We start from the raw sequence: 13,242 nt of genomic DNA, 5'->3' as shown, positions 1-13,242 counted from the left end.
GCAACCATCCGGCCCCAAGGCCACAGACTCGGGGTTGATGGTCAGTCCTGTCCCGGTGAGGCAGCCGTCTATGAGGTGGCTGCGGTACTGGATGTGGCGAAGGCCGCTTCGTATGCGCCGCATGAGGTGGTCCGGCGTGCTGAAGGCGACGTTGGAGAGCCAGCCGCGCCGCAGTAGGGACCAGATGCCCTCGACGGGATTGAGGTCGGGCGCGTAAGGCGGCAGGTAGTAGATGGCCAGCCAGTCCCGCGCTGCGGTGAACTCCCGCAGTCCTGCGGCCCTGTGGATGTTGAGGTTGTCCCAGACCAGGACGATCGGGCCGCCGAGCTGGGCGTGGGCGGCGATGAGCAGGTCGCGGTAGTCGCGCCATGAGAAGCTCTTGCGGCCGTCGCGGTTGCCGTCGTCGCGGCGGGGCCGGTAGATCAGCCGGGATCTGTGGCCGGGCTTGTAGCAGGTCAGCGCGGCGATGGAGATGCGTCTGCGGGAGCGGCCGCGGATCCGCACCACCGGGGTGCGGCCCCGCTGCGACCACGTCTTCGCGTGCGGCGGCGTCATGGAGAAGCCGGCTTCGTCCTCGAAGACCAGCCATGTTCCACGGGCCGCCGCGAGCCTTCCGCGCAGGGCCGCACTTCCTTCGCCCAGCCGGCGACGGCCTCGTCGTCCCGCTCCAGGGCCCGGCGGGCGGGGGCCTGGCACGCCCAGCCGTTACGCACCAGGAGCTTGCGCACCCCCTGGACCGTGTAGGTCAGGTGGAAGCGTCGGCCGATCACCGTCTTGATCCGGCCCAGCGTCCAGCGCTGGTCCTCCCAGCCGTGCGCGGCCGGCCCCTTGGTGAGCTCCCGCTCCAGCTGGGCGAACTGCTCATCACTCAGCCACGGCAGCGACGCCGGACCACTCGACTCGAGCGCCCGGGAACCGCTCTCGACCCAGGCCCGCCGCCACCGCTGCACCGACCGGACGCTGACCTGCAACTTCTTGGCGACCACCGCGTCCGAACCGTTCGGCCGCCTCCAGCCGTAACCGTTCCCGGAGCTCCCGATGCTCGGCGGTCAGCCCGCCTCCTTGTGGATACCGCATCCCACGGTGATACCGCACGGAGCGGACCCCGGTCAGCCGAACGCGACATCACGCGTTCAACCTCAGTAGATGGAAGAAGGGTCAGACAACGCGAACTGGTACTCCCCGTTCTGTCAGCAGGTTCGCCAGTGCCTCGGTCTCTTCCTCGGGCAGGGCGATGGCGGCCAGGCGGCGGGCGCGGGTGACGGCGACGTACCAGACGCGCAGCACCTCGTCGGTGGCCGGGTCCGAGGTGGCCCAGCGCTGGACGCTTTTGGGATCGGGCAGCAACAACAGGACCCCGTCGGCTTCGTCACCCTTGAGCTGGTGGACGATGTTGGTGCGGATACCGGTGGCTGGTTGGGGGCGGGACAGGGTGGGCTTTCCCGCAGGGCGGCCTTTGCCGCCCTGCGGGGCGGCCCCGGGCAGAGAGGGCCAGGCCTTCATGGCCTGCCATACCTGCGGACCCCATTCCTTGTGAGGCGCGGGCAGACTGTGCAGGAACGCGAAGGCCGTGCGGTGGACCTGTCCGGCCGACAAGCGGTGGACAACCATTATGCGGTCGGAGCCGCCGGTTTCGCCCGGATACCAGTAGCCGAACAGTACCCGCACGGCAATCGCACAGGCCCGGGTGAGCTCGTCGCCGGAGGCCCCTGGGGTGTGGACGACAGTGCGGGCCCAGGCCAGGCCGGTGATGGCGTTGGTGTTGGACTTTTCCCGGGCGATGCCCGGCAGGGTGGCGTACTTGTAGGCCGTCACCAAGCAGTCCTCGGCTTCGATGGCGTACTCCTCGGCGAGCGCACGGAAGGCGTCGACGATGCCGTCACCGGTCGGGGCGTGCAGGTGGCGGCTACCGGAGGCGGCGAACCGGGTGGGCAGCAGCAGGACGGGAATATCGTCGTCGCGCACGACGGACGTGTCCGGCGGACGCTGTCCCGCGCGCAGGGTGGCCGCCAGGCGGCAGATGACGGGAGAGCTGCGCCAGTTGCCCGTCAAACGGCGAGCGGTGGGGGACAGGCGGGCCGCGAAGGCTCCCAGTGCCTGCGGTTCGGCACCGCGCCAGGCGTAGATGGCCTGGTCCGGGTCGCCGACGAGGACCAGCGGCAAGCCAGCGTCGTGCAACAGCTGGAGTATCGCCAGGTCTGCGGCGGAGCAGTCCTGCGCCTCATCGACGACGACTTCCGCGAACCGGGAGCGCAGCGGGGCCAGCAGCCCAGCGGCGACCTCGGTGTTGCGTAGGTTCCACAGGGCCAGCACCCGCGCCTCGTGCCCGGTGAAGTAGCCCTGCTTGCACCACGACTTGCGGGTGGCGAAGATTTTCTCTTCCCATGCCAGTCGGGTGTAGGCGCTGGCCTCGATGAGCTGCCGGGTGTCGTAGTCGAGTTTGTCCCAGACCACCGACTCGCGTGCCGGAACCCGCGAGGGGGCCAGAGCCATGGGGAAGCGGTGCAGGGAGATCTCCCGATCCACGCCCTCCACTGGGGCCTTAATGCTCGCCCACGACTCCAGCAGGCGGGGCACGGGCTCGGCCGCGCGCCGAGGCTTGACCAGGAACTCCCACAAAAAAGAGTCGAGCGTGCCGATGAAGTGCGGTGCCTGGACCAGATCGGCGCGGCCCGCCTGGCGGCAGCGGCGGACCATCTGATCCCGCGCCACCCGCGTGAACGAGATCAGGGCCCGGCCCTGGCGTAACAGCCGCTTGGGCGACTGCAGATGCCGACTGGTGATCACATGCGTCTTGCCCGCGCCCGGACAGGCGGGCACGTAAGCGGGGGCGGCCACGGTCATCGCGGTCTTCTGCTGCGCCTCGGCGTCTGCCCGCACCGCCCCTGTCTGCCCCGGCTCACTCATGGCGCGCTCATCCCAGTGCTGTCGGGGGCGGTGATGAAGCGGATGGCCTCCGCGAGGTAGGCGGGCACGGTGAATCCCACTGCCGGATCGGCCAGCACGTCGGCGAGTTCCTGGGCGAACCGGCCCTTAGAGATCTCGATACCCTTCAGGACCTCCCCGTCCGCGCCGGTGACGGTCCGGCTGGTCTTCGTGATGAACAACTCCCCGAACACCAGGGCGGGATCCGCTGCCTTAACGACCTGTTCCCAGCGTTCCTGCGAGCGCGGCGCGCAGCGCAGGAACGCCGCCTCCAAGGCGGCGATGTTGTCAGCCGACCACAGGGCCGGTTCCAGCGTGCGGGGCGCTGCGGCCAGATGCAGCTTGCCAGGAGACCCCCAGCGCAGGGGCAGCACCCGCAGCGACTGCAGCCGGCGTGGTTCCGGCTGGTCGGGTGCCACGTCCGTGTCGGTGATCAGCGCCACCCGCCGTCCCAGGCTCATGCCGTCCACAGGCGCCAGAAGCACCCGCAGATAGACCTCGAACCCGACGCCATCCACGATCACCCGGGTGGTCCCGAAGAACCGTTCCAGCGCCTCGGACGACTCTCGAGCCGCCAGGGCGCTGGCACCTGCACCGGCGGCAAGAACACGCTCGGCCAGGGCAGGCAGCAGAAGAAGCTCGGAGATGCCCTCCACCAGGATCGCTCGTGAGGCGAACAGCAGGGCACTCTTGGTGGCATCCAGGTAGCGGTCCAGATGCCGCACCCGGTCCGGGCTCAGACGCAGCCGGGGAATGGGCAAGGGCCGTGCCTGCCAGCCGTTGGATAGTCCGGCTGGGCACCGGGCCATGACTACCAGGTTCTCCACGCTGGCCGCGGCCGACAGGACCGGAGAGTGAGTGGTGACCACCACCTGCAGATGTCCGGCCGGCTGGGACGGGTCACTGGCAGGCCGGCGGCGCGAGGCCCGCGCCCGCTGCTGCAGGTAGCGCAGCAACAGCGTCTGCAACTGAGGATGCAGGTGTGCCTCGGGCTCCTCGACCAGCAGCACGGTCAGGTCGGCCTCCGCCGCCGCGTCCAGTTCTGCCATCACCGTGGCGATGAACAGAGCGTTGGCGTAACCCAGCCCTGAAGCTGACAGCGGAAACGGCTGGCCGGCAGCATCACCCAACAGCACCCGAAGCGACCGGGCGATCGACGCGAAGGTGGGCTCGGCTAGGGCTAGTTCACTCATCTGAGGATGCGCACCCACGGTCAGGTCCCGTAGAGGCCCGTTGATCTTCTCGCTGACCCTGGACACGTCCGGGTCCGCGGCCACCTTCTTCAGCTCGGTGCCAATCCGTTCTACGAAGACATCGACCTGCTCGTCGTCCCCCAGCAGCCCACGCAAGATCGTCCGCACCCGGTCCCCGCCCGCCGAGGCCAGCTCCCGCTCTGCGTCGCGCAGCGCGGGCAGGTAGACATGCCGCACGCCCCCGCGCGCGGGAGGATCGCCCGTAACGGGGAGGCCCACGCCCTGCGTCCAGACGGTGCTCCCCCGGCGACCGCCCGGCTGCGGCGGCATCCAGGACACCTGCCACCGCGCTGTACGGCTGTCGGGAGCTCCCTCGGGCAGCAGCGCCTCCAGATATGCGCCGCTGTGCTGCGGACCGATGCCGGCCACATCCACCTGCAGGCCAGGGCCGCCCAGCGTGGCCACGGCCATGAGGACGTCGGCTTCCTCGAAGTAGCGCACCCGGCGCCCGTCCAGAGGGTCCGTGAGCAGCCGGAGCGCGTCGATTACGGAAGACTTGCCTGCGTTGTTCTCCCCGACCAGCACCGTCACTTCTGGCCGCAGCGGGATCTGTGCCCGCTCGCACGACCGGAATCGCTCTACCAACACCTCGGCTACGTACACCGCTCGCCCCCACCCCTGTCCTGTCACCTAGGGCAACAGTGATCAGATGATGATAGGCGCAGCATGACGTGGTCTCCGCTGTTTCAGCAGTTCTTGCGGAACGGTGGTAGTGGTCAAAGGGCAGGCCGCGCTGAGGCGGCCTGGTAGGCCGGTGCCGGTTACGCCCACTCCAGCCCCAGTTCGCACAGTTGTCCGGGAGCGGTTTTTCTGGTCAGTGAGTAGTGGTCTGGTCTGGGCTGATCAGTTGGGTGTGTGGCCGTGGTCGGGGCATACCGTTGCCTCGGTGACCGTGGCGATCGTGTGCGCTGGTCTTGGGGCGGGGCTCTGAGCTGCCGGTTTGTCGGGCAGCGGGCAGTGGTGATCAGGTCGTGTCATCTATACTGCACGGAGTTCGTGTTCAGTGATCGTTGATGTGCGGCGACGCTGGAGTGAGCCGCCCAGGGTGGGGGCCAGGGCATGGCAGTGAGCTCGAGGCCGGGACGTGCCGGTGTTCGAGGGCATCAACGTTCTGGTTCTTCTCCTGCGCCAGCCGCATCGTCCAATGCACCCGACGGAAAACGGTCACCCTGCTGCACTACCGCCGGAGTGCTGCGATCCTAGGCGGGTGCTGGTCACCCCCATACCCGGTGCGAACCGGGACAACGTCCTCCAGGTCCTCCGGTCGGTGCGTACCGCGGCGGGCAACATCGACGGACGCGTCTACCACGATGCTTACCGCCGTCTCCTGGCCTACCTACAGTGGGCAAACGAGTCGGAGCGGCTGCTCACTTCCCAGATCAGTACCCGCGACATTGACCGCTTGGTGCGCACGCGGACGCACCAGACGCTGCTGGACGGCGTCGGTCACCTCGCCGGCACCGACCAGCAGTCCCTGGTGAATGGGATCGTCGGTCTGGAGATCCAGCAGCGGGTCGTCGCTCTTGGGGATGCGGTGCTGGCCCTCCAGACCCAGATGGAGAGGTGGCCGGGCGAGGTAACCCTGCTCGTCCCGGACAGCAGCTTCTACATCCAGCACGACACCAAATTCGAGGAAGCTGACTTCGTGGATCTCGTCGGAGCGGCTGGCCCGGTCAGGGTGCTGTTTCCGATGGCCGTGGTGGACGAGCTCGACCGGCTCAAGGAGAGCAAAGACAAGCAAGTGCGTTGGCGGGCTGGCCATACGCTCGCCGTCCTGGATAGGCTCCTCGAGGACACCACGGCAGACGCCCCGCACCACGTCGAGGTCCTCCTCGACCCGCCGGGGCACACCCGCCTGCCCATCACGGACGACGAGATCGTTGACCGGGTGCTCGCCGTCCAAGCCTTGGCCGCCGGGCCGGTCTGGCTGGTCACCTACGATACTGGGCAGGCCACACGAGCAAAGCAAGCTGGCTTGCCCGTACGGAAGCTGCGCACTGAGGCGGGCACAGGCGAGGAACCGGAGCGGGAACGCAGGCCCATACGCTCTGGTGGCCGCTGACTGTCCCGTACCGGGCATCGGTGCCGAGCCGTCCTGTTCGCCGTCCCGGCTGAGACGCGAGTCGCCGAGAGCACGTGACGGCGGTTGGCGGAAGCTCTGTCCGTGGCATCTACTCCCCATCCGGTAATGGGTGTGCGCGCCCCACCCGAGAAGGTCAGCTACCGCCTGCGGTGCTAGGTCCAGTTGATGCCGAGTTCGGCGAGCGTGTCCCGCTGATCCGCAGTGAGCCGGTTTTTCCTCGATTTGGTGTTCGATAGCCATATATCCAGCTTGACGGCTACTGGATCGGCCTCGCCGTCGACGGTGATCTCTTCGGTGTGCCCGCGCGGTACCGGTCGGTGTGCGCCTTCCCGCTCGATCCACTGCGTGAGGGCTGCCAGGCCGCGCTGGAACGCCTGCTGTGCCTTGCTCGGGCTCTTCGCCGCACGATTGGCCGCCGGGGCGGGAGACGTCTCCTCAAGCGGTTTGATGCCGAGCGTGGTCAGCCGTCTCTGCTGTTCTTCCGACAGTTCCGTCCACGCGTTCACCTGCCGCTGGAGCCATTGGCCGAGGTTGTCGCCGCCGACCGTGCGGAAGGGCACGGGCCGCCCGCCACCGCCGACGTCACCCAGGCCCTGACCCCGGTCGTGCTCTCCTTCAAGGACGAGCTAATGCGCGACAGCCCGCTGGCCCCTACCTACGCCCGCGCCTACAAGTAACTGCGGCTGCCCGTGGTCCCTGACGGCAAGGGCCGCCACGGGCGGGCGGACGTGGTGGTCTGGGTGCCCGGCGGACCGAACGCCGTGATCGAGACCGACTCCGCACCGACCCCGGCTTCCGCCGAGAAGCTTCTCTTTGCCCGCGATGCCGGCGCCTTCCCGCTGCGGGTTCGCTTCGGGAAGGGCAGCATCGAGACCGAGAAGAGCCGCGGCACGGCACAGGCCGGCGGAGCCCGCACCGCCGAACAGGCCGCCCGGCCCGGCGCGCGCCCCACGGCGGGGGCACCCCCGTACCGCCGCTGTGCCGGCACAACGGCCCGGCAGGCACCGACCCGGTGACGCTGCCGGAATCGGGCAGTGCCGCCCGTCCGGCCGCGTGGAAGCATCGAGCCCCCCGGGGCGACCACGACCCTGCACCGGCTGGCCGCCCACGGCCCTGACCGGCCGGTGTGGAAGGTGGCCGGACACGGCGAGGGCCGCCGACCACTGGACAGGCTGCCGATGCCCCGTTGAATCAGCCGGCCCGCTCCCTAGGGGACCTCGCCCGGCCCCTCCCGACCGAGCCGGAACGGCCACCGGTCTCACGACGGACGCGGCCACGTGCGGCTGACACCACACGCGGCCGCGTTCGGAGCACCCCCGCATTGGCGGGGAGGACCGCGGCGACCGCTACCCCACCACCCTGTCCGCAGGAATACCCCCGCGCCGGCGGGGAGGACCGGGCGAGGATGTCCTTGATGTTCTGCTGGTCCGGAATACCCCCGCGTCGGCGGGGAGGAGGCCGACCATCGGTGATGGCATCCCGCGGCAGGTGGAATACCCCCGCGTCGGCGGGGAGGACAAGCCGGAGAACATCCGCGCCCGCCGCTGGTCCGGAGCACCCCCGCGTCGGCGGGGAGGTCGCCGGGGACAGCCCGGCGAGCTTCTGCTGGTACGGAATACCCCCGCGTCGGCGGGGAGGTCACTTGGTGACCTGCGGCTTAGTAAGGGCTTTGCTGTTCCTTTGCCATGAGGACGGCGTTGGAGGGGACGGTCATGAGGACACCGTAATCGGAGGGAGCAACTACACGCAGTCGGCGCCCTCGGCCTTGCCGGCAGCTGTCCACCAGGACACCAGCCGGGCGGCCATCGCTTCCGGCTCCGACGGCAGAGGGGGAAGACCGAAGTGTTCCTCCAGTTCATGCCGCAGGAACTCACCGATCTCCGCCTGGTCAGCGCCACCCCGGAGCCGCTGGAGGAGAGGGGCGAGCATGCAGTCGTACTCGTCCTGCACCGCGTCGGCGACGCCGATCGGATCCCACTCGTTGAGCAGATGCCGCAGGTCGTTCTCGGTGCTGCCAGTTCCAGAACGCATCGCTCCAGGATGTCACCTGGGAACCGCCGTCACCCCGCATCCCACCTTGATCCAAACGAAAGCCCCAAGGCGTGCAGGGGAATCCCGCGCCCAAGTTCACGACACTCACACGAGGGCCCCCAGCTCCGGGCACGTGTCGGCGGGGAGCTGGGGCGAGATGCCCCTCGGCACCGTGGCCGGCCTTGTGATGCTGTGGCGAGAGCAGCAGAGGCGGGGTGGTCGTCCAGGAAGCGGCGGGTGCCGCCCCTGGCGAGGTGGGAATGTCCCTTGCCGTGCCCGCCGATGTCCTGTGCCGGGGTTAGTGGGGCCAGCAGGACCCGCCGTTCCTGACACTGTGCGGATCGATGCAGGTGCTGCCGTAGGTGGTCACGTCCTCACGGTCGAAGATCTGAAGAACGGCCATCTTCGACTCGTCTGCCTTCCACCACGCCGCGAACGCCTCAGCGGCGTGCTGGGACTCCTCCTGCAGGTCCAGCAACAGGTCCAGTTCCTTCTCGTCCCCGGCGTCCATCGCTGCGAAGTCGACAACCGGGTAGTCGGACTTGACCTCCAGAGCGGGGATCCCCGTCCCCGTGCCTCGCCTGAAGCCCCGCCACCCCGTGAGGTGGCTGACGACCTCCTTCTGCCTGGCCGTCCCGTGCTCGGCCACGAACTTCTTGAACCGCTCGAAGGTGCCCGGAGTCTCGGCGATCTCCGCGAGTGACAGGGTCACCTTCGGCGGCTTCTGCCGGGCGGGCTTCTTCGGCGAGTCCTCGGCGCTGGCCGAGGCGCTGGGCCGAGCAGGCTTGGAGGCGGACGATTCCTCCTCCTCGCCGCCGCACTGCTGCACCAGGGCCACGATGAGCGCGATGATGATCAGAAACCCGCACCCGAGCGGACCGCTGTTGCTGCTTTGTCCCTTACCCACTGCACGAACTCCGTTGCCCAGGAGGGCAACCGGCAGCGTCCGCGCAGGTAGAAGCCCCCACCCCTCGTTCGGCGCGATCGTACAGCAGTCCAAGATTCAACTAGCGGTCACCGCCAGACCACCTCGATCCCATCAAGGCAGAAGCCCTTGGAGGGACGGGCGGCGCGGCGGACCAGGACTCCCTCGACCACCACCCCCCGGTACGCCGACTGCTTCCAGGCGCGGAGTAATCCTTCCGCGCCTTCCGTAACGCGGTGGCGCCCACCGCACTGCACCCCCACCAGGCCGCGGCACCACTGCCCGCACCCCGCGCAGCTACTGCTGGCCAGAGACACATGGCAGACCGTCCCAGGAGCGATCCTTCCCACCACTACCGATCGTCTCCGCCCCCGCCCCACCCCGCGCCGCGCGGCCCCGGACAGCCCGCGAGGCCGTCTTCCATGACCGCCGGAGAGCACCGCCGCTGGCCGCGTCCTCTGGTTGGGCCGTTTGCCGTACCCCGTGATCCTGACGGGGGATACCGTTGGCGAGTCGCTCCCGCCGAGGACGCCACGTCCCGCGTGCCCACGCCGGCGTGTTCCCGGAGCAGGGCGACAGCAGGAACACCATGGCCCTCGGGCCGCCGCCCCCTTTTTTGACGAGCAAGGACACCCCCGACTGATGGCAGTGACGCAGCAGGAGATCGAGAGCCGGTTGTGGGACGCCGCCGACGAGTTGCGCGTGGCGATGCCCGAAGCGCAGTACGCCTCGGTCGTCTTCCCGCTGATGTTCTGGAAGTACCTCTCGGACACCTGGGAGCACCGCCACCAGGAGTTCCTGGCCGAGAACGCGGGCCTGGACGGCCTCTCCCCACAGGAAGCCCGCGAGATCGAGTACCGCGACTACCAGAGCTTCGAGATCCCGCTCATCTACCCCGGCACCGCCGCCGAGCGCCGCGCCTCCTGGCCCTCCATCCTCGCCACCATCACCCAGCCCGGCCTCGGCCAACGGGTCCGAACCTCCCTGCAAGCCATCGAGACGGCCAACCCCGACAAGTTCTCCCGCCTGTTCGGATCCATGACCTGGACCTCCGAAGAGGTCCTGCCGCCCGAAGTCCTGGCCGCGGTCATGCAAACGATGGACCGCACCCCGAAGATGCACGAGGGCAACCTCTCCCACGACGTGCTCGGCGACGCCTACGAGTACCTGCTGAAGCGGTTCTCCGACGGCTCCGGCACCCGCGCCGGCCAGTTCTTCACCCCACGCGAGGTCGTCGAGCTGATCGTCGAGACCCTCGACCCCAAGGCCTTCGAGTCGGTATACGACCCCACCTGCGGATCGGGCGGCATGCTCATCGCCTCCGCGAACCTCCTCAAGACCCGCGGCGGACGCGGCTACACCCTCAAGCTGTACGGGCAGGAGGCTGTCTCCGACACCGCCGGTGTGGCCCGCATGAACCTCTTCATGCACAACCTCACCCAGTTCCAGATCGAGGTCGCCGACACCCTGAAGGACCCCCGCTTCACAAAGCCGGACGGGTCCGTCGCGCAGTTCGACGTAATTCTCGCCAACCCGCCCTACTCCCTGAAGTGGAAGCCCTGGACCAACGACCCCCGCGCCATCGGCGGCGTCGCCCCGCAGTCCTCGGCGGACTGGGCATTCGTCCAGCATATGATCGCCAGCATGGATCCGCAGAAGGGTCGCGCCGGCGTCGTCCTGCCCCACGGCGTCCTCTTCCGCGGCGGCCAGGAAGCCGCTATCCGCCGCCGCGTCCTGGACGAGGATCTCTTGGAAGCCGTGATCGGGCTGCCGCCCAACCTCTTCTACTCGACCTCCATCCCCACGGCGATCCTGGTATTCCGCGCCCCCGGCACCAAGGTCCCGGAGCGGAAGGACGGCGTGCTGTTCATCGACGCCTCCCAGCGGTTCACCAAGGCCAAGAACCGCAACATCCTCACCGACGCCGACATCGCCGATGTGGTGACCGCCTACCACTCGGACTTCGACGCCGACGGCAACCCGGCAGACCCCGACGGAGAGGGCGGCCTGGCCGCACGCTTCGTACCCACCACGGAGATCGCGGCAAACGGGTACGACCTCAACATCGGCCGCTACATCAAACAGGCCGCCGCCGAGGCCGAAGACCTCGGCACCCTCATCGAGGCGTACAACATCGCCCGCGCCGAGCGACAGAAGACCGAGCAGCGGATGCTCGCCGTCCTCGCTGACGCTGGAGTCGAGGGCTTCGATGAGTGATTGGCAGCACGTTCCTGCAGGCAAGATCGCCCACCAGCGACGGGAGATCGTTCGTCTGGAACCAGGGACCGAGTACCGCACAATGGGCGTGCGGTGGTATGGAAGAGGTGCCTACGACAGAGGCGTCGTAACAACCGAGACAGTCAAGGCCAAGTCCCTCTACCGGGTACGGGAAGGGGACTTCACCTTCAATCGGATCGACACCCAGAAGGGGGCATTCGATGTCGTCCCCGAGGATCTTGACGGCGCCCTGGCAACGAACGAATTCCCTCTCTACAAAGTGAACGAAGAGGAAGTGGACGCCCGGTTCCTGCTCCTCAACTTCCAGCGATCAGAAGTTTTGCAGCAGATCGGTGCCATGCGCGCAGGCTCCGAGGGCCGCGCTCGATGGAAGGAGGCTGACTTCGAAGCATGGATGGTTCCCGTGCCGCCGCTTCCTGTCCAGAGGCGGATCATCGAGGTCATCAGCGCGATGGATGACCAGATCACCGCGCTCGACAAAGAGGCCGAGGCACTGGTGAGCTGTACTGATCTTCGTGGAGTCCCTCAAGCCTGGGTTACGCTTCCAGGCGTAAGGAGAACCACGAGCAATGCCAGCACCCCGTAAGTACCCCGATGAGCTGCGTGAGCGGGCGGTGCGCGAGGTCCGCGCGACCGGCCGCCCTGTGGCCCACGTCGCCCGCGACCTCGGCATCCACAAGGAAGCCCTGCGGTCCTGGGTCCGCCAGGCCGAGGCGGACGCCGGCGAGCGTGACGACCGGCTGACGACCGCCGAGCGCGACGAGTTGAAGGAACTCCGCAAGGAGAACGCCGAGTTGAGGCGGGCCAACGAGATCCTGAAGGCCGCCTCGGTGTTTTTTGCCCAGGAGATCGACCGTCCCCGGACGAGGCCGAGCAGGTGATCGACCACCTGCGCGACAAGGGCCTCGGGGTCGATCCCGTCTGCCGGGTGCTGGATGTGTCGCCGTCGACGTACTTCGCGCGCAAGACGCGGCCGAAGTCGGCCCGACGCCTGCGCGACGAAGAACTGATCCCGCTGGTCACAGCCGCGTGGGAGGACTCCGGGCGCACCTACGGCGCACGCCGCGTCACCCGCGCCCTGGTCCGCGCCGGACACACGGTGGCCCGCTGCACGGTCGAGCGGCTGATGGGCGAGCTCGGCATCGAGGGCGTCATCCGCGGGCAGCGCCGCCGCACCACGGTCCCCGAGCCGGCCGCGCCGCGCCCGCCGGACCTGGTCAACCGCCGTTTCACCGCCGAGCGGCCCAACCAGCTGTGGCTGGCGGACCTGACCTACATCCGCACCTGGTCGGGGTGGGTCTACGTCGCGTTCGTCCTGGACGCGTACTCACGCCGGATCGTGGGCTGGCAGGCCGCCACGCACCTGCGCACGGACCTGCCGCTGGACGCACTGGAGATGGCGCTGTGGCGGCAGAGGATCAAGAAGGACGCCGATCTCATCCATCACAGCGACCGCGGGTCGCAGTACGTATCCATTCGGTACACGGAACGTCTCGCCGAGGTCGGTGCCTCGGCGTCGGTCGGGTCCGTCGCGGACAGTTATGACAACGCGATGGCCGAGGCCCTCAACGGCACGTTCAAAGCCGAACTGATCGAACATCAGGGGCCATGGCGGGACTTCGACCAGGTCGAGCGGGCCGTCTTCCAGTGGGTCGCGTGGTACAACGGTGAACGACTCCACTCCGCCCTGGGCTACGTGCCGCCCGACGAGTACGAGCAGACGTACTGGGCGTACCTGGAGGAAGTCCCGCAGACCGCTTGATCACACGATCGCGGACTCTACGAAA

At 68.4% G+C, this 13,242-nt stretch carries 11 protein-coding genes and 1 pseudogene; 6 read left to right on the top strand and 6 right to left on the bottom strand.

The window, feature by feature from the left end; all coding sequences use genetic code 11:
- Window positions 1–33: 33 nt before the first annotated feature.
- The 3 genes and pseudogenes from CUT83_RS31670 to CUT83_RS01655 all read right to left on the bottom strand — a co-directional run.
- A pseudogene (locus tag CUT83_RS31670) lies at window positions 34–1,077 on the bottom strand (IS630 family transposase); the annotation flags it as partial.
- An 81-nt stretch (window positions 1,078–1,158) separates the two neighbouring features.
- Window positions 1,159–2,907, bottom strand: coding sequence for a UvrD-helicase domain-containing protein (locus CUT83_RS01660; RefSeq protein WP_101254092.1), 1,749 nt, complete (start codon window positions 2,905–2,907; stop codon window positions 1,159–1,161).
- Entirely contained in the window at window positions 2,904–4,781 is a 1,878-nt protein-coding gene (locus CUT83_RS01655; protein WP_158238953.1) for an ATP-dependent nuclease, read from the bottom strand. Before CUT83_RS01655 ends, CUT83_RS01660 begins: the two co-directional genes overlap by 4 nt.
- Before the next feature lie 604 nt (window positions 4,782–5,385).
- Between CUT83_RS01655 and CUT83_RS01650 the strand changes: the two genes are divergently transcribed.
- Window positions 5,386–6,240, top strand: coding sequence for a PIN domain-containing protein (locus CUT83_RS01650; RefSeq protein WP_158238952.1), 855 nt, complete (start codon window positions 5,386–5,388; stop codon window positions 6,238–6,240).
- A 173-nt stretch (window positions 6,241–6,413) separates the two neighbouring features.
- Here the strand turns inward: CUT83_RS01650 and CUT83_RS29745 are convergent, their stop codons facing one another.
- Window positions 6,414–6,767 carry a Helicase associated domain protein gene (locus tag CUT83_RS29745; protein ID WP_143688459.1) on the bottom strand — a complete coding sequence of 118 codons (354 nt, stop codon included), beginning with the start codon at window positions 6,765–6,767 and terminating at the stop codon, window positions 6,414–6,416.
- A gap of 15 nt (window positions 6,768–6,782) precedes the next feature.
- Here CUT83_RS29745 and CUT83_RS29965 point away from each other — a divergent pair, with 15 nt between their 5' ends.
- Both CUT83_RS29965 and CUT83_RS01645 read left to right on the top strand, forming a co-directional pair.
- Window positions 6,783–6,938, top strand: coding sequence for a hypothetical protein (locus CUT83_RS29965; RefSeq protein ID WP_158238951.1), 156 nt, complete (start codon window positions 6,783–6,785; stop codon window positions 6,936–6,938).
- Window positions 6,939–7,022: 84 nt separating this feature from the next.
- On the top strand, window positions 7,023–7,277 hold the full coding sequence (locus tag CUT83_RS01645) for a hypothetical protein (protein WP_143688458.1): 255 nt from the start codon (window positions 7,023–7,025) through the stop codon (window positions 7,275–7,277).
- A 724-nt stretch (window positions 7,278–8,001) separates the two neighbouring features.
- On the opposite strand, the gene CUT83_RS01640 is transcribed toward CUT83_RS01645, so the two are convergent.
- A complete protein-coding gene (locus tag CUT83_RS01640) occupies window positions 8,002–8,292 on the bottom strand; it encodes a hypothetical protein (protein WP_101254088.1) in 291 nt (96 codons plus the stop codon).
- A gap of 298 nt (window positions 8,293–8,590) precedes the next feature.
- A complete protein-coding gene (locus tag CUT83_RS01635) occupies window positions 8,591–9,199 on the bottom strand; it encodes a hypothetical protein (protein WP_101254087.1) in 609 nt (202 codons plus the stop codon).
- A gap of 660 nt (window positions 9,200–9,859) precedes the next feature.
- On the opposite strand from CUT83_RS01635, the gene CUT83_RS01625 reads away from it, so the two are divergent.
- From CUT83_RS01625 to CUT83_RS01615, 3 genes are all read left to right on the top strand, one after another.
- Window positions 9,860–11,434 carry a type I restriction-modification system subunit M gene (locus CUT83_RS01625; RefSeq protein WP_101254085.1) on the top strand — a complete coding sequence of 525 codons (1,575 nt, stop codon included), beginning with the start codon at window positions 9,860–9,862 and terminating at the stop codon, window positions 11,432–11,434.
- Window positions 11,427–12,041, top strand: a complete 615-nt coding sequence (locus tag CUT83_RS01620) for a restriction endonuclease subunit S (protein WP_107490845.1) — start codon at window positions 11,427–11,429, stop codon at window positions 12,039–12,041. The genes CUT83_RS01625 and CUT83_RS01620 overlap by 8 nt, the downstream gene beginning before the upstream one ends.
- A protein-coding gene (locus CUT83_RS01615; protein ID WP_101253822.1) for an IS3 family transposase occupies window positions 12,025–13,217 on the top strand; the annotation gives its coding sequence in 2 pieces (ribosomal slippage) (window positions 12,025–12,289 and window positions 12,289–13,217; 1,194 coding nt in all). Before CUT83_RS01620 ends, CUT83_RS01615 begins: the two co-directional genes overlap by 17 nt.
- Window positions 13,218–13,242 lie beyond the last annotated feature (25 nt).

Origin of the sequence: Streptomyces barkulensis (genome assembly GCF_002843305.1) — a bacterium.
Classification (GTDB): Bacteria; Actinomycetota; Actinomycetes; order Streptomycetales; family Streptomycetaceae; genus Streptomyces; species Streptomyces barkulensis.
This window is presented reverse-complemented; position numbering and strand designations above follow the sequence as displayed.